This window comes from Streptomyces sp. MK37H, assembly GCF_018035285.1.
In the GTDB taxonomy this organism is placed as follows: Bacteria; Actinomycetota; Actinomycetes; order Streptomycetales; family Streptomycetaceae; genus Streptomyces; species Streptomyces endocoffeicus.
The window spans coordinates 13152-34665 of sequence record NZ_JAAAYH010000044.1; the positions used below are offsets into that span (position 1 = coordinate 13152).

Annotated in this window: 2 protein-coding genes; both read left to right on the top strand. The window is 71.6% G+C overall.

Translation table 11 applies throughout. The features are described from left to right. Nucleotides 1–42: 42 nt before the first annotated feature. On the top strand, nucleotides 43–19788 hold the full coding sequence (locus GWI24_RS09550; protein WP_210945453.1) for a type I polyketide synthase: 19746 nt from the start codon (nucleotides 43–45) through the stop codon (nucleotides 19786–19788). A 43-nt stretch (nucleotides 19789–19831) separates the two neighbouring features. Next, nucleotides 19832–21514 (top strand): beta-ketoacyl synthase N-terminal-like domain-containing protein (locus GWI24_RS09555; protein WP_308343595.1); only part of this gene is annotated, 1683 nt, incomplete at its 3' end.

Below are 21514 nucleotides of genomic sequence, written 5' to 3' on the forward strand. Positions count from 1 at the left end.
GCCGAACACCCCGCTCCCGAAGCCCGACCCCGAGAGGTTCTGATGTCGGAACAAGAAAAGCTGCTCGGTTACCTCCGGCGGGTGACGGCTGATCTGCACCAGACGCGGCAGCGCCTGCAGGACGTGGAGTCCGCGGCCCGCGAACCGATCGCGATCGTCGGGATGAGCTGCCGCTTCCCCGGCGGAGTGCGCTCGCCCGAGGAGTTCTGGCGGCTGCTGAGCGGGGCCGAGGACGCCATCACACCGTTCCCCGACGACCGCGGCTGGGACCTCGGCTCGCTCTACGACGCGGACCCCGACCGGCCCGGCACCTCCTACGCGCGCGAGGGCGGATTCCTGCACGACGTCGGCGACTTCGATGCCGACTTCTTCGGGATCTCACCGCGTGAGGCGCTGGCGATGGACCCCCAGCAGCGGCTGCTGCTGGAGACCTCGTGGGAGGCCATCGAACGGGCGGGCATCGACCCGGCCTCGCTCAGGGGCAGCCGGTCCGGAGTGTTCGTCGGCGCCGTGGCTCCCGACTACGGGCCGCGGGTGCACGAGGCCACCGACGGTGTCGAGGGCCACCTGGTGACCGGCAGCGCCATCAGCGTCGTGTCCGGGCGCGTGGCCTACACCCTGGGCCTGGAGGGCCCGGCCGTGACGGTGGACACCGCGTGTTCCTCGTCACTGGTCGCCCTGCACCTGGCCGTACAGGCCCTGCGCCAGGGGGAGTGCTCTCTCGCCCTGGCCGGTGGCGTCACCGTCATGGCCACGCCCGGCACCTTCATCGGCTTCAGCCGGCAACGCGGGCTCGCACCAGACGGGCGGTGCAAGCCCTTCTCGGCGGCGGCCGACGGTTTCGGGCCCGCCGAGGGCGTCGGCATGCTGTTCCTGGAGCGGCTCTCAGACGCACACCGCAACGGGCACCCCGTGCTGGCCGTCGTCCGGGGCACGGCGACCAACCAGGACGGTGCGAGCAGCGCACTGTCCGCCCCCAACGGCCCGTCCCAGCAGCGGGTGATCCGCCAGGCGCTGGCAAACGCCGGGCTCACGGCCGGGCAGGTCGACGCCGTCGAGGCACACGGTACGGGAACGAAGCTGGGCGACCCGATCGAGGCACAGGCGCTGCTGGCCACGTACGGCCGTGAGCGCGTCGCGGACCACCCGCTGCTGCTGGGGTCGGTCAAGTCGAACATCGGACATACGCAGGCGGCGGCCGGTGTGGCCGGCGTGATGAAGATGGTGCTGGCGATGCGGCACGGCGTGCTGCCCCGCACCTTGCACATCGACGAGCCGTCCGCACACGTGGACTGGTCGGCCGGCACCGTCGAACTCCTCACCGAGGCCACCGCATGGCCCGAGGGTGAGGAGCCGCGCCGGGCCGGTGTGTCCTCGTTCGGCATCAGCGGCACCAACGCCCACGCCATCATCGAGCAGGCGCCGCCACCGGCCGCTACCGACGCCGCTTCTGGTGCGGACGTGGCGGAGGAGGCGGAGGCGCCCCGGGCGGCGCTGCCGCTCATCCCCTGGCCGCTGTCCAGCAAGTCCGAGGCGGCGCTGCGGGCCCAGGCCACACGGCTGCTGGACCACGTGGAGCGGCACCCGGAGGTCGCGGCCGAGGGCATCGGACTGTCCCTCGCCACCACGCGGACCGCCTTCGACCACCGCGCGGTCGTACTGGCCCCCGACCGCGCGGAGGCCGTACGGATCCTGGCCGATCACCTCGCGGGCCGGGGCACCTCCGGGCTGGTCGAAGGCGTGGCCAAGCGCAGCGCCGGGGTCGCCTTCGTCTTCCCCGGCCAGGGGTCGCAGTGGGTGGGCATGGCGGCCGGGCTGCTGGATTCCTCGCCGGTGTTCGCCCGGCGGATCGGCGAGTGCGCGGCGGCCCTGGCGCCGCATGTGGACTGGTCGCTGGTGGATGTGCTCAGCGACCCCGCGGCGCTGGAGCGGGTGGATGTCGTACAGCCCGCCCTGTTCGCGGTGATGGTGTCGCTGGCGGAGCTGTGGCGCTCGTACGGCGTGGAGCCATCGGCCGTCATCGGCCACTCACAGGGTGAGATCGCGGCCGCGTGTGTGGCGGGTGCGTTGTCGCTGGAGGACGCCGCGAAGGTGGTGGCCCTGCGCAGCCAGGCCCTGCGGGCGCTGTCCGGGCGCGGTGGCATGGTGTCGGTATCGCTGCCCGTGGAGCGCGTACGGGAGCGGCTCGCGGGATGGGGCGAGCGGCTGTCGGTGGCGGCGGTGAACGGCCCCTCCGCGGTCGTGGTCTCGGGCGATGCCGATGCGCTGCACGAGCTGCTTGCGGCGTGCGAGGCGGAGGAGATCCGGGCGCGCCGCGTCCCCGTGGACTACGCCTCGCACTCCGCCCACGTCGAGAGCCTCGAGGACGAGATCCGGCGCACCCTCGCCGGGATCGCTCCGCGATCCTCCTCGGTGCCGTTCTACTCCACGGTGACCGGTGGCATGCTGGACACCACCGAGCTGAACGCCGGCTACTGGTATCGCAATCTGCGGGCGACGGTGCGTTTCGATGAGACCGTACGGGTGCTCCTCGACGAGGGATTCCAGACGTTCGTGGAGGCCAGCGCGCATCCGGTGCTCACCATGGGCATCGAGCAGACGGCCGACGATCACGGCACCCCCGTGGCGGCCATCGGCTCGCTGCGCCGTGAGGAAGGCGGCCTGGACCGGTACCTGACCTCCCTGGCCGAGGCCCACGTCGGCGGCATCGCCATCGACTGGCGGACGGTGTTCGCCGGAACCGCCGCGGACCCCGTCGACCTGCCCACCTATGCCTTCCAGCACCAGCGCTACTGGCTCACCTCGGCCACCATCGCGCGCCCCACCGACGGCACCCCGGCCGAGGACAGCGCGGACACGCATTTCTGGCAGGCCGTGGAGCGCGAGGACGCCGAGGCGCTGGCCGCCGCGCTCCAGGTCCAATCCACCGAGCAGCACGCCTCGTTGGGCACCGTCCTGCCCGCCCTCGCGCAGTGGCGTCGGCAGCGGCGCTCCGAATCGACCGTGGACGAGTGGCGCTACCGCGTGATCTGGCGCCCCAAGAGCGGCACCCCGGCCGTCTCGCTTCCGGGGCCATGGCTGCTGCTGGCCCCGAGCTCCCGCCCCGACGACCCGCTGGTCACGGCCTCCTGCGAGGCGCTCGCGGCGCACGGCGCCGATGTCGTCCTCGTCGAACTGGGCGCGGACGAGCCGCACCGCGCCACGGTGGCCGAGCGGCTGCGCGCCGCCACCGCCGACCACCCGCTGGACACGCTGTCCGGCGTGCTGTCACTGCTGCCGCTGGACGAACACCTGTACCCCGGCCATCCTGTGGCCACCACCGGCCTGACCCTGACCCTCGCCCTGATCCAGGCCCTCGACGACCTCGGCGTCCACGCCCCGCTGTGGTGCGCCACCCAGGGCGCGGTGTCCATCGGCAGCTCCGATCCGCTCACCAGCCCCGACCAGGCGGCGGTGTGGGGCCTGGGCCGGGTGGCCGGAGTGGAGTACCCGGACAGCTGGGGCGGACTGATCGACCTGCCGCGCACCATGGACGCCCGAGCCGGGGCCCGGCTCGCCGGAGTGCTCGCGGACGGCGGCCCCGAGGACCAGGTCGCGATCCGCGCCTCGGGCGTGATGCTGCGGCGGCTCGAGCCCGCACCTCTCGGGAACACCCCTCCGCTGCGCACCTGGAAGCCCCGTGGCACGGTCCTCATCACCGGTGGCACCGGCGCCCTCGGCACTCATCTGGCCCGGTGGCTGGCGGACAACGGCGCCGAACACCTGGTGCTGACCAGTCGCCGCGGGCTCGCCGCCCCCGGCGCCGAAGACCTGGTCGCCGAACTGGCCGAACAGGGCACCCGGGTCACCGTCGCCGCGTGCGATGTGGCGGACCGCGCCGCGCTCCAACGGGTCCTCGCGTCCGTACCCGACGACCGGCCGCTCACCGCCGTCATCCACGCCGCGGCCCATATCGACCTGGCCGGACTGGGCGCGACGACCTCGGCGGAGTTCGCCCAGGTCATGGACGCGAAAGTGGCGGGCGCGGCCCATCTGGACGAGTTGCTGGGCGACACCCCGCTGGACGCGTTCGTGCTGTTCTCCTCGGTGTCCGGGCTGTGGGGCGTGGGCGACCACGGTGCGTACGCCGCCGCCAACGCCTACCTGGACGCGCTCGCCGAGCGGCGGCGGGCGAACGGCCTGACGGCCACCTCGGTGGCCTGGGGGGTGTGGGACGCCACCGGCGACAACATGCCCGAGGCCCTGGACCTGGACCAGTTGCGGCGGCGTGGACTGCGGTTCATGGACCCGGCGCTCGGCATCGCCGCGCTGCGGCAGACGCTCGACCACGACCAGACCCATCTGGCGATCGCCGATATCGACTGGGAGAACTTCATCCCGGTCTTCACCGCCGCCCGCCCCAGCCCACTGCTGGACGAACTGCCCGCGATGCGACGCATCCAGGAGGGGACCGACACCGCCGGGGCGGTCGCGAACGCGTCGGCCGACACCTCATCGGGCCTGCGGCAGCGGCTGACCGGACTGACCCCCACCGAGCGTGAGCACACCGTCCTGGAGCTGGTGCGTGCGCAGGTGGTGGCCGTCCTCGGCCACGCCACCTCGGACGCGGTGGATTCCGAGCGCGCGTTCAAGGACCTCGGCTTCGACTCGCTGACGGCCGTCGAACTGCGCAACCGGCTCAACGCGGCCACCGGGCTGCGCCTGCCCGCCACGCTGGCCTTCGACTACCCCAGCACCGCCGTCCTGAGCGAGCACATCCTCACCGAGCTGACGGGGACGACGGCCGAGGAGGCGGACGCCCCCGCCGTCCCGCAGACGGCGGCGGGGGCGGAGATGGCCCGGGCCGTGCCCGGGGACTCCGACGACGACCCCATCGCCATCGTGGCGATGAGCTGCCGCTACCCGGGTGGGGTGTCCTCCCCCGAGGAGCTGTGGCAGCTCATCATGTCCGGCGGTGACGCGATCGGCGGGCTGCCCACCGACCGTGGCTGGGACATCGAGGGCATCTACGACCCGGACCCGGACGCGCCCGGCAAGACGTATGTGCGCGAAGGTGGTTTCCTCTACGGCGCGGGTGACTTCGACCCGGCGTTCTTCGGGATCTCGCCACGTGAGGCGCTGGCGATGGACCCCCAGCAGCGGCTGTTGCTGGAGACCTCGTGGGAAGCCTTCGAGCGCGCGGGTGTGCCCCCGCTCGCGCTGCGCGGCAGCCGCACCGGCGTCTTCATCGGCTCCAACTACCAGGAGTACGGGCCGCGGGTGCATGAGGCGCCCGAGGGCTCCGAAGGCCACCTGATGACGGGGAGCGCTGCCAGCGTCGTGTCCGGGCGCGTCGCGTACGCCTTCGGCTTCGAGGGCCCCGCGATGACGGTGGACACCGCGTGCTCCTCGTCCCTGGTGGCACTGCACCTGGCGGCGCAGGCGCTGCGGAACGGGGAGTGCTCGCTGGCACTCGCCGGTGGCGTCGCCGTCATGCCGAACCCCGGTGCCCTCATCGGCTTCAGCCGCCAGCGTGGCCTGGCGCTCGACGGCCGCTGCAAGGCGTTCGCGGGGGCCGCGGACGGCATGGGGCTCGCGGAGGGCATCGGTGTGCTGCTGCTCGAGCGGCTGTCCGACGCACGGCGGAACGGGCATCGGGTGCTGGCCGTGGTGCGGGGCAGTGCGGTCAACCAGGACGGTGCGTCGAACGGTTTGACGGCGCCGAACGGTCCGTCGCAGCAGCGGGTGATCCGGGCGGCGTTGGAGAGTGCTCGGTTGTCGGCTGCTGAGGTGGACGCGGTCGAGGCGCACGGTACGGGCACGAAGCTGGGTGATCCGATTGAGGCGCAGGCGCTGCTGGCGACCTATGGGCGGGAGCGCAGCGCCGAGGACCGGCCGTTGTGGCTGGGGTCGGTGAAGTCGAACATCGGTCATACGCAGGCCGCCGCGGGTGTGGCCGGCGTGATGAAGATGGTGCTCGCGATGCGGCACGGTGTGCTGCCGAGGACACTGCACATTGATGAGCCGTCGCCGCATGTGGACTGGTCGGCTGGTGCGGTCGAGTTGCTGACGGATGCGGTGGTGTGGCCGGAGACGGATCGTCCGCGGCGTGCGGGTGTGTCGTCCTTCGGGATCAGTGGTACCAACGCGCACGTCATCCTGGAACACCTTCCCGAGGAACAGCCCGTCGCCGTGTCGGTGACTGGCGGGACTGAGGAATCGACGCTGGTGCCGTGGGTGGTGTCGGCGAAGTCCGAGGGTGCGCTGCGGGCGCAGGCGGAGCTTTTGCTGCCCTATGCCCGGGGTGAGGCCGGGGCGGAGGCGTCGCTGGCTGATGCGGCGTTGTCGCTGGTCACGACACGGTCGGCCCTCGATGAGCGGGCGGTGGTGCTGGCGAGCGACGGTGAGGGGTTTGAGGCCGGGCTGGAAGCGCTGGTGGAGGGTGTACCGGCGGCGGGTGTGGTGCGGGGTTCGGTGGTTCCGGGGAAGTTGGCGGTGTTGTTCTCGGGGCAGGGTAGTCAGCGGGTTGGGATGGGGCGGGGGTTGTATGGGGCGTTCCCGGTGTTCGCGGAGGCGTTCGACGAGGTGTGTGGGCACTTCGACGGGGTGTTGGAGCGTTCGCTGCGGGATGTGGTGTTCGGGGATGCGTCGGGTTTGGATGAGACCGGGTTTACGCAGTGTGGGTTGTTCGCGGTGGAGGTGGCGCTGTTCCGGTTGGTGGAGTCGTGGGGTGTACGGCCGGATTTCGTGGCCGGGCATTCGATCGGTGAGTTGGTGGCGGCGCATGTGGCGGGTGTGGTGTCGCTCAAGGACGCGTGTGCGTTGGTGGCGGCTCGTGGGCGGTTGATGCAGGCGCTGTCGCCGGGTGGGGTGATGGTGTCGGTGCAGGCGGCTGAGGTGGATGTGCTGCCGTTGCTGGCCGGTCGTGAGGTTGAGGTGAGTGTGGCGGCGGTCAACGGTCCGTGTTCGACCGTGATTTCTGGTGCTGAGGCGGCGGTGGCGGAGGTTGTCGGGTTGCTGGAGGCCGGGGGCGTCAAGACGAAGCGGCTGCGCGTTTCGCATGCGTTCCATTCGCCGTTGATGGAGCCGATGCTGGCGGAGTTCCGGCGGGTGGCCGAGGGGTTGTCGTATGGGCCTCCGCGTATTCCCGTCGTGTCGAATGTGACGGGTCTGGTCGCGGATGCCGAGGCGCTGTGCTCGGCCGAGTACTGGGTGCGGCACGTCCGCGAGACGGTGCGATTCGCGGACGGTGTGGAGTGTCTGGCCGGGCAAGGCGTGGTTACCTACCTGGAGTTGGGCCCCGACGGAGTCCTCTCCGGGATGGGGCAGGAGTGCGCGCCGGACGCCGTCTTCGCCCCTGTTCTTCGCTGCGGTTGGGAAGAGACCGCCTCGGTCATGGAGGGGCTGGCGCAGATCCATGTGCGGGGTCGTTCTGTGGACTGGGCCGCCCTGCTCGCACCGACGCGCCCCCGGCCCGTCGAACTGCCCACGTACCCCTTCCAGCGAGAGCACTTCTGGCTGGAGTCGTCCGTCACCACGGCTGAGACGGGCCCCACGGGCGCGGTGGACGCCGACTTCTGGGACGCGGTGGAGCGTGAGGATCTGCCCGCGCTCACGGACACGCTGGCGGTCGCGGACGAGAACGGCGCCGGTGAATCGCTGGCGGCGGTGTTGCCGGTGCTGTCGTCGTGGCGGCGCCGTGGACGTGAGCGCGCCACGGTGGACGGGTGGCGCTACCGCGTGTCGTGGTCGCCGGTGTCCGACGGGGCGGGGACGGTGTCGGGTCCGTGGTTGGTGGCGGTCCCCGCGGGGATGGCCACCGACCCATGGGTGTCGGCGTGCGCGGACGCTCTCGCCGGGCGGGGTGCACGGCCGGTGATGGTCGAGCTGGGGCCCGATGACGCCGACCGTGAGACGGTGGCGGCGCGCCTCCGCGAGGCTCTGACCGGGCCCGAAGCGGCCGATGCCGAAGGTGTGTTGTCCCTGCTGGCACTGGCCGAGGGCCGCCACAGTCAGTACCGGTCGGTGCCCCTGGGCGTGGCATTGACGCTGTCGCTGGTGCAGGCGGTGGGCGATGTGGGTCTGGCCGCTGCGGTGTGGTGTGCGACGCGCGGTGCGGTCGCGGTCGCTGGTTCCGAGGGTGTGCGCGCGGTGGAGCAGGCGGCGGTGTGCGGCCTGGGCCGCGTGGCCGGTCTGGAGGTGCCCGAGCGGTGGGGCGGTCTGCTGGATCTTCCCGAGGCGTGGGATGCGCGGGCGGCGGATCGCCTGGTGGATGTGGTGAGCGGCCGTACGGGCGAGAGCGAGGTCGCCGTGCGCGGCTCCGGGGTGTTCGCACGCCGTATCGTCCGGGCGTCGGCCGGCGGACACAACGTCGAGGGCTGGGAGCCGTCGGGGACGGTGCTGGTGACCGGTGGTACGGGTGCGTTGGGTGCCCATGTGGCGCGGTGGTTGGCGCGGTCGGGTGCGGAGCATCTGCTGTTGGTGTCGCGTCGTGGTCCTGAGGCCGCGGGCGTGGATGAGCTGTGTGCCGAGCTGCGTGAGATGGGTGCTCGGGTGACGGTTGCGGCGTGTGATGTGGGCGACCGGGAGGCGCTGGCCGGGGTGTTGGCCGGGGTGCCGGAGGAGTTCCCGCTAACGGCTGTCGTACATACGGCGGGTGTGCTGGATGACGGTGTGCTGGACGGGCTGTCGGTGGACCGGTTCGAGGGCGTGTTGCGGGCGAAGTCCGAGGCGGCGTGGCATCTGCACGAGCTGACGCGGGAGGTGGACCTTTCGGCGTTTGTGCTGTTCTCCTCGTTCTCGGGGACGGTGGGTGCCGCAGGTCAGGCCAACTATGCGGCGGCGAACGCGACTTTGGACGCGTTGGCGGAGTGGCGGCGCGGTGCGGGGCTCCCGGCCACCTCGGTGGCCTGGGGTCCCTGGGCCGACAACGGCATGGCCGTCAGCAGCGCCGAGGTCAGCCGCACCATCCGGCGCAATGGCATGACCGCGATGGATCCACGGCTGGCCCTGACGGTACTTGAGCGCGCCGTCACCCACCCGGACGCCGCTCTCGCCGTCGTCGACGCCGACTGGGAGCGTTTCGCCGACACCTTCGAGGCCCGGCGGCTGTCCCGGCTGCTCAGCGGAGTCCCGGAAGTCCGGAAGCTGACCGCGACCGCCCGACCCGGCGACACCGACCCGGCGCACACCGAGGAGTCCTCGGCACTCGTCCGCCGGCTGGAGACCCTGTCCGAGGCCGAACGGCAGCGCACCCTGCTGGAGCTCGTGCGTGCCCATGTGGCCGCCGTACTCGGCCACAGCGGTGTGGACGCCATCGGTCCCGGCCGCGCCTTCATGGAGATCGGCTTCGACTCCCTGACCGCGGTGGGCCTGCGCAACCGGCTCAGCGAGGCCACGGGCGTTCAGCTTCCGGCCACCCTGGTCTTCGACTACCCCACATCGACCGCGCTGGCCGGATATCTGCTCACCGAACTGCTCGGCAGCCACGGTCAGACGGATGGCGCGACCGCGGACGTGGCCACGACCGCGTCCGGCGCGGCGGATGAGCCGATCGCGATCGTCTCGATGAGCTGCCGTTTCCCCGGCGACGTACGCTCCGCCGACGACCTGTGGCGGCTGCTGGCCGCCGGAGAGGACGCCGTCTCGGCCTTCCCCACGGACCGTGGCTGGGACCTCGAGGGGCTGTACGACACGGACCCCGACGCGATCGGGAAGAGCTATGTACGCGAGGGTGCGTTCCTTTCGGAGGTGAGCGGCTTCGACGCGTCCTTCTTCGGCATCTCGCCACGCGAAGCACTGGCGATGGACCCCCAGCAGCGGCTGCTGCTGGAAACATCGTGGGAGCTGTGGGAACGGGCCGGAATCGACCCGGAGGCGGTGCGCGGCAGCCGCACCGGCGTGTTCATGGGCACCAACGGGCAGGAGTACGTGTCCCTGGCCGACCGGGCCCCGGAGACCACCGAAGGCTATGTGGCCACCGGCAACGCGGCCAGCGTCGTCTCCGGCCGCATCTCGTACACCTTCGGCTTCGAGGGACCTGCGGTGACGGTGGACACCGCCTGTTCGTCGTCCCTGGTGGCGCTGCACCTCGCGGCACAGGCGCTGCGACAGGGCGAGTGCTCCCTCGCGCTGGCCGGTGGCGTCTCGGTGATGGTGTCACCGCGTGGCTTCGTGGAGTTCAGCCGTCAGCGGGGTCTGGCGGCTGACGGCCGGTGCAAGCCGTTCGCGGCGGCCGCCGACGGCACCGCCTGGGGTGAGGGCGTGGGCATGCTGCTGCTGGAGCGGCTGTCGGACGCGCGGCGCAACGGCCACCAGGTGCTGGCGGTGGTACGTGGCTCCGCCGTCAACCAGGACGGTGCCAGCAACGGCCTCACCGCGCCCAACGGCCCGTCCCAGCAGCGGGTGATCCGCCAGGCACTGGCCAACGCCGGGCTCCCGGCCGGGCAGGTCGACGTCGTGGAAGCCCACGGTACGGGTACGACGCTGGGCGATCCGATCGAGGCGCAGGCGCTGCTGGCCACGTACGGTCGGGAGCACACCGATGAACAGCCCCTGTGGCTGGGCTCGATCAAGTCCAACATCGGGCATACGCAGGCGGCCGCCGGTGTGGCGGGTCTGATCAAGATGGTGCTGGCCATGCGGCACGGCCTGCTGCCCGGTATGCCGAACGTGGACGAGCCCTCCCCGTACGTGGACTGGTCGCCCGGCACCGTCCAGCTGCTGACCGACGCCACGCCGTGGCCCGAGACCGGTCGGCCACGGCGGGCGGGCGTGTCCTCCTTCGGCGTCAGCGGCACCAACGCGCACGTCATCCTCGAGCAGCCTTCGCCGCAGCCGGTGGCCGAACGAACCGCCGTGGACGAGCCCGCAGGCGGCCTGGGGCGGCTGCCCATCACTCCCTGGCTGGTCTCGGGCAAGTCCGAGGCCGCGCTGCGCACCCAGGCGGACCGGCTGCTGGCCCATGTGCGCGAGCGGGCGGAGCTATCGGCAGATGACATCGGTCTGTCGTTGGCGATCACGCGCAGTGCGTTCGAGCACCGTGCGGTGATCCTGGCCGGGGACCGGGACGGTCTGGTCGATGGTGTGGCGGCACTCGCGGAGAGCCGGGACGCCTCGGGGCTGATCCCGGGTGTGGCCGGTGCTGACGGTCGTGCGGTGTTGGTCTTCCCTGGTCAGGGGTCGCAGTGGGTGGGGATGGCGGCGGGGTTGCTGGAGTCGTCTCCGGTGTTCGCGGAGCGGATCGCGGAGTGTGCGGCGGCGTTGGCGCCGTTCGTGGATTGGTCGCTTGGGGATGTGTTGCGGGGTGGTGAGGGTGCTGCGGAGGCGTTGGAGCGGGTGGATGTGGTGCAGCCTGCTCTGTTCGCGGTGATGGTGTCGTTGGCGGAGTTGTGGCGTTCGTACGGGGTGGAGCCTGCGGCGGTCATCGGTCATTCGCAGGGTGAGATCGCGGCGGCGTGTGTGGCGGGTGCGTTGTCGTTGGAGGACGCGGCGCGGGTGGTGGCGTTGCGGAGCAAGTCGCTGCGGGCGTTGTCGGGGCTGGGCGGGATGGTGTCGGTGTCGTTGCCGGTGGAGGAGGTGCGGGAGCGGCTGGGCCGGTGGGGTGAGCGGTTGTCGGTGGCGGCGGTGAACGGGCCCTCTGCGGTCGTGGTCTCCGGTGACGCGGACACGTTGGACGAGTTGCTGGCGGCGTGCGAGGCGGACGAGGTCCGGGCGCGTCGTATCCCCGTGGACTACGCCTCGCACTGCGCCCATGTCGAGGCCATCGAGGACGAGTTGCTGCGAGAGCTCGCGGGGATCAGCCCTCGGTCGGGGTCGATTCCCTTCTATTCGACGGTGACCGGCGGACTGCTCGATACGGCCGATCTGGAGGCCGCGTACTGGTACCGGAATCTGCGTCAGACGGTCCGTTTCGACGAGACCGTGCGTGCCCTGTTGGCCGACGGTTTCGATACGTTCATCGAGGCCAGCGCCCATCCGGTGCTCACGATGGGCGTGGAGCAGACCGCCGAGGACCACGGCACCCGGGTCACCGCCGTCGGGTCCCTGCGTCGCGACGAAGGCGGTCTCGACCGGTTCGTCACTTCCCTGGCCGAGGCGTACGTGGGCGGCGCGTCCGTCGACTGGGCGGCGGTGTTCGCGGGCTCGGGCGCGCGGCGGGTCGATCTGCCGACGTACGCCTTCCAGCACCAGCGCTTCTGGGTCGAGCCCTCAGCCGTGGCGGGCGATGTGTCGTCGGCCGGGCTGGTCTCCGCCGACCATCCCCTGCTCGGCGCGGCGGTCTCGCTGCCCGAGTTCGGCGGGCAGCTGTTCACCGGTCGGCTCTCGCTCCGTACACACCCGTGGCCGGCCGACCACACCATTCACGGCACCGCACTGCTCCCCGGGTCTGCCCTGGTCGAGTTGGCGCTGCGAGCCGGTGACGCGGTCGGCTGCGGCCACCTGGAGGAGCTGACGCAGGAAACGCCCCTCGCCCTTCCCGAGAGGGGCGCCGTCCAGCTGCAATTGACGGTCGGAGGCCCCGACGACTCCGGACGCCGCACCGTGAACCTCTACTCGCGTTTCGAGGACGGACCCGCCGACCTCCCGTGGACCCACCATGCCACCGGTGTGCTGACCACGGAGAGGCCCACCGGGCCGGCGGAGACCGGGCTCGGCCAGTGGCCACCGGCGGACGCCCAGCCGATCGACCTCGCCGACCGGTATTCGAGCGCGGTCGCGCACAGCGGTATCGAGTACGGTCCGGCGTTCCGCGCCCTGCGCCATGCGTGGCGTCGCGGTGCGGAGATCTTCGCCGAGGTGGCGTTGGCGGAGAACATGCGCTCGGAGGCCGGTCGCTTCGGCCTGCATCCGGTGCTGCTCGACGCGGCCCTGCACGCCGTGGCCGATCTGACGGCCGACGGCGACGGCCGCGTCCGGCTCCCGTACCGGTGGACCGGGATGTCCCTGTACGCCACCGGCGCGACGACCCTGCGCGTACGGCTCTCCACGGAACGGCCGGACGGCGTGGCGATTCTGCTGGCCGACGAATCGGGCCACGCGGTGGCCGACGTGGCCGCGGTGGCGACCCGCACCTTTACATCGGAGCAGCTCACCGGGGGCCGGAGGCCCCATGAGTCGCTGTTCCGGGTGGAGTGGATGAGTGTCCCGGCAGGCTCCGCCGGTGTCGAGCCGGACCACGCCCACTGGTCGATCGTCGGCCCTGACGGCGCCGAACTGCGCACCGCGCTCGAAACGAGCGGTGGGCGGATCGACGAGTACGACGACATGAGCGCGCTGCTCCGGTCCGACGCATCGACCACGGCCGTGCCCGACCTCGTACTCCTGCCGTTCCTCACCGACTCGGCAACCGACTCCGCCGCAGTGGGAGACGACCTGGTGTCTGCGGCCCGCCAGGCGACGCATCGCGCCCTGGACGCGCTCCAGGTGTGGCTGGCCGAGGAGCGGTGCGCCGAGTCGCGACTGGTGGTGGTGACGCGGGGTGCGGTGGCGGCCGTAGCGGGTGAGGATGTGCCGGACGCGGCGGCTGCCGCGGTCTGGGGTCTGGTGCGCTCGGCGCAGGCCGAGCATCCGGACCGATTCGTCCTGGTGGATCTGGAGAACCTGGAGTGGGCCGCCGAGGCGATCGGCGCGGCGGTGGCCACCGGAGAGCCTCAGCTCGCCGTACGTGGCGGCTGTGTGTGCGCCCCCAGGCTGACCCGGGCTTTGGTACCCGTGGCGCCCCGACGAGACGTGGTGTGGGAGCCCGATGGTTCGGTGCTGATCACGGGCGCCAGTGGTGTGCTGGGCGGTTTGGTGGCGCGTCATGTGGTCGCCCGCCACGGGGTACGCAGCGTGGTGCTGGTGTCGCGTCGCGGCCGCGACGCGGCGGGTGCGGCGGAGCTGGAGGCCGAGCTCGCCGACATCGGCGCACGTGTGGTGTTCGAGGCGTGCGATGTCGCCGACCGGGAGGCGTTGGCCGGGGTGCTGGCGCGCATTCCGGCGGATCGTCCCTTGCGTGGTGTGGTGCATGCGGCCGGTGTGCTGGACGACGGTCTGGTCGAGTCCTTGACGCCGGAGCGCATCGACGCGGTGTTGCGGCCGAAGGTGGATGCCGCGGTGTATCTGGATGAGCTGACGCGGGATCTGGATCTGTCGGCGTTTGTGATGTTCTCGTCGGCCGCCGCGACTTTCGGTGCGGCGGGTCAGGGGAGCTACGCGGCGGCGAATATGTTCCTGGATGCGCTGGCGGCGCGCCGTCGGGCACGTGGGCTCGCCGGGGTGTCGTTGGCCTGGGGCTTCTGGGCCGAACGCAGCGATATGACCGGCCACTTGGGCGAGGTCGACATGGCCCGGATGGCACGGTTCGGGATGACCCCGCTGACCGCTGACGAGGGGCTCGCGCTCTTCGACGCGGCACACACGACCGATGACGCTCTGCTGGTGCCGACGCGTATGGACGTCGCGGTGCTCCGCGCACACGCCCGGCCCGGAACCACCCCCGCTCTGCTGCGCCACCTCATCGGCGCCCCGGCCCGACGGGTGATCGACGCTGCCGACGACCAGGGCGGCGCCACCGCCCTCGTGCGCCGTCTCATGGATCTGCCCCGGTCCGAGCGGGAGGACGTCCTGCTTGAGCTGGTGACCGATCACGCGGGAGCCGTGCTCGGCCATACGGAGTCGGACGCGATCGCTCCCGACCGTGCGTTCAGCGACATCGGCTTCGACTCGCTCACCGCGGTCGAGCTGCGCAACCGCCTCAACGCCGCCACCGGTCTTCGGCTTCCGGCCACGCTGGTCTTCGACTATCCGACACCGACCGCGGTCGCCCGCCACATCCTCGGCGAGGTGATGGGCTCCGCGCAGGCCGCGGACGAAACCCCGGCCCTCGACCGGACCCAGGCCACGCCGTCGGCGCGCAAGGCCACGACCGACGACGAGCCGATCGCCATCGTCGGAATGGGCTGCCGCTTCCCGGGCGGTGTGCGTACGCCCGAAGAGCTGTGGCAACTGCTCATCAGCGGCGGGGACGCGATCTCGGGGCTGCCCGACGATCGCGGCTGGGACCTGGAGGGTCTGTATCACCCGGATCCCGATCATCGGGGCACGGCGTATGCGCGTGAAGGTGGATTCCTGTACGACGCGGGTGATTTCGATCCGGAGTTCTTCGGGATTTCGCCGCGTGAGGCGCTGGCGATGGATCCGCAGCAGCGGTTGTTGCTGGAGACGTCGTGGGAGGCGCTGGAGCGGGCCGGTATCGACCCGGCGTCGGTGCGCGGCAGCCAGACCGGCGTGTTCTGCGGGCTGACCTACCACGACTACACCGATGCGGTGCGGCAGGCGGGCGAGGCCACCGAGGGCTACCTCATGACGGGCAACGCCGGAAGCGTCGCCTCGGGACGCATCTCCTACACCTTCGGCTTCGAGGGACCCGCGGTGACAGTGGACACCGCCTGCTCGTCGTCCCTGGTGGCGCTGCACTGGGCCGCCCAGGCGCTGCGGCAGGGCGAGTGCTCGCTGGCCCTCGCGGGCGGTGCCACGGTCATGGCCAGCCCGCTCGCGTTCGTCGAGTTCAGCCGTCAGCGCGGACTGGCCCCGGACGGGCGTTGTAAGCCCTTTGCGGGGGGCGCGGACGGCACGGGCTGGGCCGAGGGCGTCGGGATGCTGCTGCTGGAGCGGCTGTCGGACGCGCGGCGGAACGGGCACCAGGTGCTCGCGGTGGTGCGCGGCAGCGCCATCAACCAGGACGGTGCGTCGAACGGTTTGACGGCGCCGAACGGTCCCTCGCAACAGCGGGTGATTCGGGCTGCGTTGGAGAGCGCTCGGTTGTCGGCTGCTGAGGTGGACGCGGTCGAGGCGCACGGTACGGGCACGAAGCTGGGCGATCCGATTGAGGCGCAGGCGCTGCTGGCGACGTACGGGCAGGAGCGTGGCGCGGAGGAGCGGCCGCTGTGGCTGGGTGCGATCAAGTCGAACATCGGCCATGCGCAGGCGGCTGCCGGTGTGGCCGGTGTGATGAAGATGGTGCTGGCGATGCGGCATGGGGTACTGCCGAAGACGCTGCATGTCGATGAGCCTTCGCCGCATGTGGATTGGTCGGCGGGTGCGGTGGAGTTGTTGACGGATACGGTGGAGTGGCCGGAGACCGGCCGTCCCCGGCGTGCGGGGGTGTCGTCGTTCGGCATCAGTGGCACCAACGCGCACGTCATCCTTGAACACGCCCCCGAGGAGCAGCCCGTCGCCGCGCCGGTGACCGACGAGTCCGAGGAATCGGCTCTGGTGCCGTGGGTGGTGTCGGCGAAGTCCGAGGGTGCGCTGCGGGCCCAGGCGGAGCGGCTGCTGTCGCACGCGCGCAGTCGGGCCGGGGCGGAGACGTCGGTGGCCGATGTTGCGTTGTCGCTGGTCACGACGCGTAGTGCCTTTGAGCATCGAGCTGTGGTGCTGGCCGCTGATCGGGCTGGCCTTGTCGATGGCTTGGAGGCGCTGTCGGTTGGTGACCCGTCGCCGGGCCTGGTCCAGGGCTCGGTGGCGCCGGGGAAGTTGGCGGTGTTGTTCTCGGGTCAGGGCAGTCAGCGGGTCGGGATGGGCCAGGGGTTGTATGAGGCGTTTCCGGTGTTCGCGGAGGCGTTCGATGAGGTGTGTGGGCACTTTGAGGGCGCGCTGGAGCGTGCGCTCCGGGAGGTGATCAGCGGGGACGCGGCGGCGTTGGATGAGACCGCGTATACCCAGTGTGGGTTGTTTGCGGTGGAGGTGGCGCTGTTCCGTCTGGTGGAGTCGTGGGGTGTACGGCCGGACTTCGTGGCCGGGCATTCGATCGGTGAGTTGGTGGCGGCGCATGTGGCGGGTGTGGTGTCGCTTGCGGACGCGTGTGTGTTGGTGGCGGCTCGTGGGCGGTTGATGCAGGCGCTGCCCCCAGGCGGGGTGATGGTGTCGGTGCAGGCCGCCGAGAGCGACGTACTGCCACTGCTGGCCGGTTGTGAGGCTGAGGTGAGTGTGGCGGCGGTCAACGGTCCGTACTCGACCGTGATCTCTGGTGCGGAAGAGGCGGTGACGGAGGTCGCGGGGCAGTTTGAGGCTCAGGGCGTCAAGACCAAGCGGCTGCGCGTTTCCCACGCCTTCCACTCGCCCCTGATGGAGCCGATGCTGGCCGAGTTCCGCCAGGTGGCCGAGGGGTTGTCGTACGCGCCTCCGCGTATTCCCGTCGTGTCGAACGTGACGGGCCTGGTCGCGGATGCCGAGGCGCTGTGCTCCGCCGAGTACTGGGTGCGCCACGTCCGCGAGACCGTGCGCTTCGCGGACGGGGTGCGGAGCCTGGCCGACGCGGGAGCCACCACCTACCTGGAGCTCGGGCCGGACGAGGTCCTGTCCACGATGGGCGAGCAGTGCCTGCCGGAGGAGACAGCAGATGTCGCCGTCTTCCTACCGGCCGCGCGCTCCGGTCGTGACGAGGTCGAGACCGCACTGACGCTCGCCGCCGGAGCCCATGTCCGAGGTGTGCCGGTGGACTGGACGGCCGTGCTCGCGGCCATCGCCGGTCGACCGGCGCGGCAGGTGGAACTGCCGACGTACGCCTTCCAGCGCACGCGCTACTGGGTTGCGACAGGGGCGGCGCCGGGAGCCCAGCACGGCACGGCAGACGCTCACCGCGAGTCCGCCGACACCGACTTCTGGGACGCGGTGGAACGCCAGGACCTGTCGGCGCTCGTGGACACGCTGGCCGTCGAGAGCGAGGCCGTCACGGGTGAGTCGCTCGCGGCGGTGCTGCCGGTGCTGTCGTCGTGGCGTCGTCGTAGCCGTGAGCGGTCGCAGGTCGACGCGTGGCGCTACCGGATCACCTGGTCGCCGGCCTCGGAGGTGACGGCCGCGTCGCTGACGGGATCGTGGCTGGTGGCGGTGGACGCCGGGCGGGCCGACGACGCATGGGTCGCGGACTGCGTGGCGGCCTTGGCCGCGCGGGGCGCGCTGCCCGTGGTCGTCGAGCTCGAGGACGCCGACGCCGACCGTGAGGCGGTGGCCGCGCGGCTGCGCGACGCCCTGGGCGGCACGGACCGGGCCGCCGATGTCACGGGGGTGCTGTCGCTGCTGGCACTGGCAGAAGGGCGGCACAGCCGGTACGCGGCGGTGCCATCGGGCCTGGCGCTGACCTTGTCCCTGCTTCAGGGGATCGGGGACGCGGGTGTGGGTGGCCGTGTGTGGTGTGTGACGCGCGGTGCGATGGCGACGGGCGGTTCGGAGAGCCCGTTGAGCCTGGAGCAGGCGGCGGTGTGGGGGCTGGGCCGGGTCGCCGGGCTGGAGGCCCCGGAGCGCTGGGGCGGCCTGGTCGACCTGCCGCAGACGCCGGACGGCCGGGCCCTGGAGCGGCTGACCGCCGTCATCAGCGGTGCCACCGGTGAGGACGAGGTGGCGGTGCGGGCGTCGGGTGTGTTCGCTCGTCGTGTGGTCCGTGCGGCGGTGGGTGCCGAGGGCGAGGAGGCGTGGCAGCCGTCGGGGACGGTGCTGGTGACCGGTGGTACGGGTGCGTTGGGTGCCCATGTGGCGCGGTGGTTGGCGCGGGCCGGTGCGGAGCATCTGCTGCTGGTCTCGCGGCGCGGTCCGGCGGCCGAGGGCGTGGACAAGTTGCGGGCGCAGCTGGCCGAGTTGGGTGCTCGGGTGACGGTCGCGGCGTGTGATGTGGGCGACCGGGAGGCGCTGGCCGGGGTGTTGGCCGGGGTGCCGGAGAAGTTCCCGCTGACGGCTGTCGTACATACGGCGGGTGTGCTGGATGACGGTGTGCTGGACGGGCTGTCGGTGGACCGGTTCGAAGGCGTGCTGCGGGCGAAGTCCGAGGCGGCGTGGCATCTGCACGAGCTGACGCGCGAGCGGGACCTTTCGGCGTTCGTGCTGTTCTCCTCGTTCTCCGCGACGGTGGGCGGTGCCGGACAGGGCAACTACGCCGCGGCGAACGCCTTCCTGGACGCGCTCGCCGAACACCGCCGTGCCGAGGGCCTGCCCGCCACATCCGTGGCCTGGGGGCCGTGGGCCGACGGTGGCATGGCCAGCCAGGACACGGCGATCAGCGGCCGCATGGAGCGGTTCGGCCTGCCTGCGATGGAACCCGAACTGGCCGTCACCGCGATGGCGCGGGCCGTCAATCAGTCCGACACCTGCCCGGTCATCACCGACATCGACTGGCCGCGGTTCACCGCCGGCGTCGACGGCACCCGGCTCGGCCTCCTCTTCGGCGACATCGCCGAGGTCAGGACGGCACGGCAGGCCACCGACGCCATCCTGGACGGGCAGGCCGCCGGCACCCACCGGCCGACGCTCGCCACGACACTCGCGGAGCTCCCGGTGGCGGAACGCGAACCCGCCCTGCTCGACCTGGTGCGTACGCATACGGCGGCTGTCCTCGGATACGCCACGCACAAGGGCATCGACGGCGGGCGTGGCTTCTTCGACATGGGGCTTGATTCGCTGACCGCCGTGGAACTGCGCAACCGGCTCAACGCGTCCACCGGGCTGCGGCTGCGGCCGACCGCGCTGTTCGACTACGGATCGCCGTCGGCGCTGGCCCGCCACCTCAAGGGGGAGCTGGTCGAGGACGAGGCCGCCCCGGAGAAGTCCCTCCCCGCCGAGATCGACCGATTCGAATCCGTCCTCACAGCTATGCCGCAGGACGACATCACCCGGACGAAGGCCATCGTCCGGCTCCAGTCGATGCTGGCCAAGCTGAGCGAACCCGTCGGCGGGGGCGGGCGCGCCGTAGGGGACGACAACGCCGACGACGACCTGGAAAGCGCATCGGTGGACGAGCTCTTCGACGTCATCGACCGAGAACTCGGAGACGCCTGACATGAACGAGAACCACCTGGTTTCTTCGAGGGGGCAGGGCCAAGTGTCAAACGAAGAGAAGCTCGTCGAGTACCTCAAGCGCGTCATGGCCGATCTGCGCCAGACGCAGCGGCGTCTCCGCGATGTCGAGGAGAAGTCCCGGGAGCCGATCGCGATCGTTGCGATGAGCTGCCGCTTCCCCGGCGGTGTGCGGTCTCCGGAGGAGCTGTGGGGGTTGCTCGCCCGGGGCGAGGACGCCGTGAGCGCGTTCCCGGAGGACCGCGGCTGGGACCTGGCGGAGCTGTACGACCCGGACCCCGACCGCTCCGGCACCTCGTACGTCAAGGAGGGCGCGTTCCTCGCCGACGCGGGCGCCTTCGATCCCACCTTCTTCGGGATCTCGCCGCGTGAGGCGCTGGCGATGGATCCTCAGCAGCGGCTGCTGCTGGAGACGTCGTGGGAGGCCATGGAGCGGGCCGGGGTCACTCCGGCGTCGTTGCGCGGCAGCAAGGCCGGTGTCTTCGTGGGCACCAACGGTCAGGACTACACCGTCGCGCTGCGGCAGGCCCCGAAGGGTGTCGAGGGCTTCCTGGCCACCAGCGGCGCGGCCAGTGTGATGTCGGGGCGGCTCTCCTACACCTTCGGCTTCGAAGGGCCCGCGGTGACAGTGGACACCGCCTGCTCATCGTCGCTGGTGGCACTGCATCTCGCGGTGCAGTCCCTGCGGCAGGGGGAGTGCCCGCTCGCCCTCGCCGGAGGCGTGACCGTGATGTCCACGCCCGGCCTCTTCGTGGAGTTCAGCCGTCAGCGGGGTCTGGCGGCTGACGGTCGGTGCAAGGCGTTCGCGGCGGCCGCGGATGGCACGGGCTGGGGCGAGGGTGTGGGCATGCTGCTGCTGGAGCGGCTGTCGGACGCGCGCCGCAATGGTCACCCGGTGCTGGCGGTGGTGCGCGGCTCCGCCGTCAACCAGGACGGCAGCAGCAGCGGCCTGACCGTGCCCAATGGCATTTCACAGCAACGCGTCATCCTTCAGGCCCTGGCCGATGCGCGGCTTTCGGCGGCCGAGGTGGACGCGGTCGAGGCCCATGGCACGGGTACGACGCTGGGCGACCCCATCGAGGCCCAGGCGCTGCTGGCCACCTACGGGCAGGACCGCGCGGACGGTCGGCCACTGCTGCTGGGGTCGGTGAAGTCCAACCTCGGCCACACGCAGGCGGCGGCGGGTGTGGCCGGTGTGATGAAGATGGTCCTGGCCATGCAGCACGGTGCGCTGCCGAAGACACTGCACGTCGATGAGCCGACGCCGCATGTGGACTGGTCGGCCGGCGCGGTCGAGCTGCTGGCCGAGCAGATGGCATGGCCGGAGAGTGGCGAGCCGCGCCGGGCCGGTGTGTCGGCCTTCGGCGTCAGCGGCACCAACGCCCATGTGGTGCTGGAGCAGGCGCCTGTCGGCGGTGAGGACGACGCGGCGGACGAGGGGGTGAGCGGGGACGACTCGGCGGTGGTGCCGTGGGTGCTGACGGCCCGCTCAGAGGCGGGGTTGCGGGCGCAGGCGGGTCGGTTGGCGTCGTATGTGGGGGAGCGGGCGGAGCTGTCGGCCGGGGATGTCGGATGGTCGCTGGCGACGACGCGTACGGTCTTCGAACATCGTGCGGTGGTGCTGGCCGGGGACCGGCGCGGTTTGGTCGGTGGGGTGGCGGCGCTGGCGGAGGGCCAGGACGTCTCCGGGCTGGTTCGGGGTGTGGCC

What these genes read in the sequence shown, in the direction of transcription:
- GWI24_RS09550 (WP_210945453.1), top strand. Translation starts at nt 43, where the DNA reads ATGTCGGAACAAGAAAAGCTGCTCGGTTACCTCCGGCGGGTGACGGCT.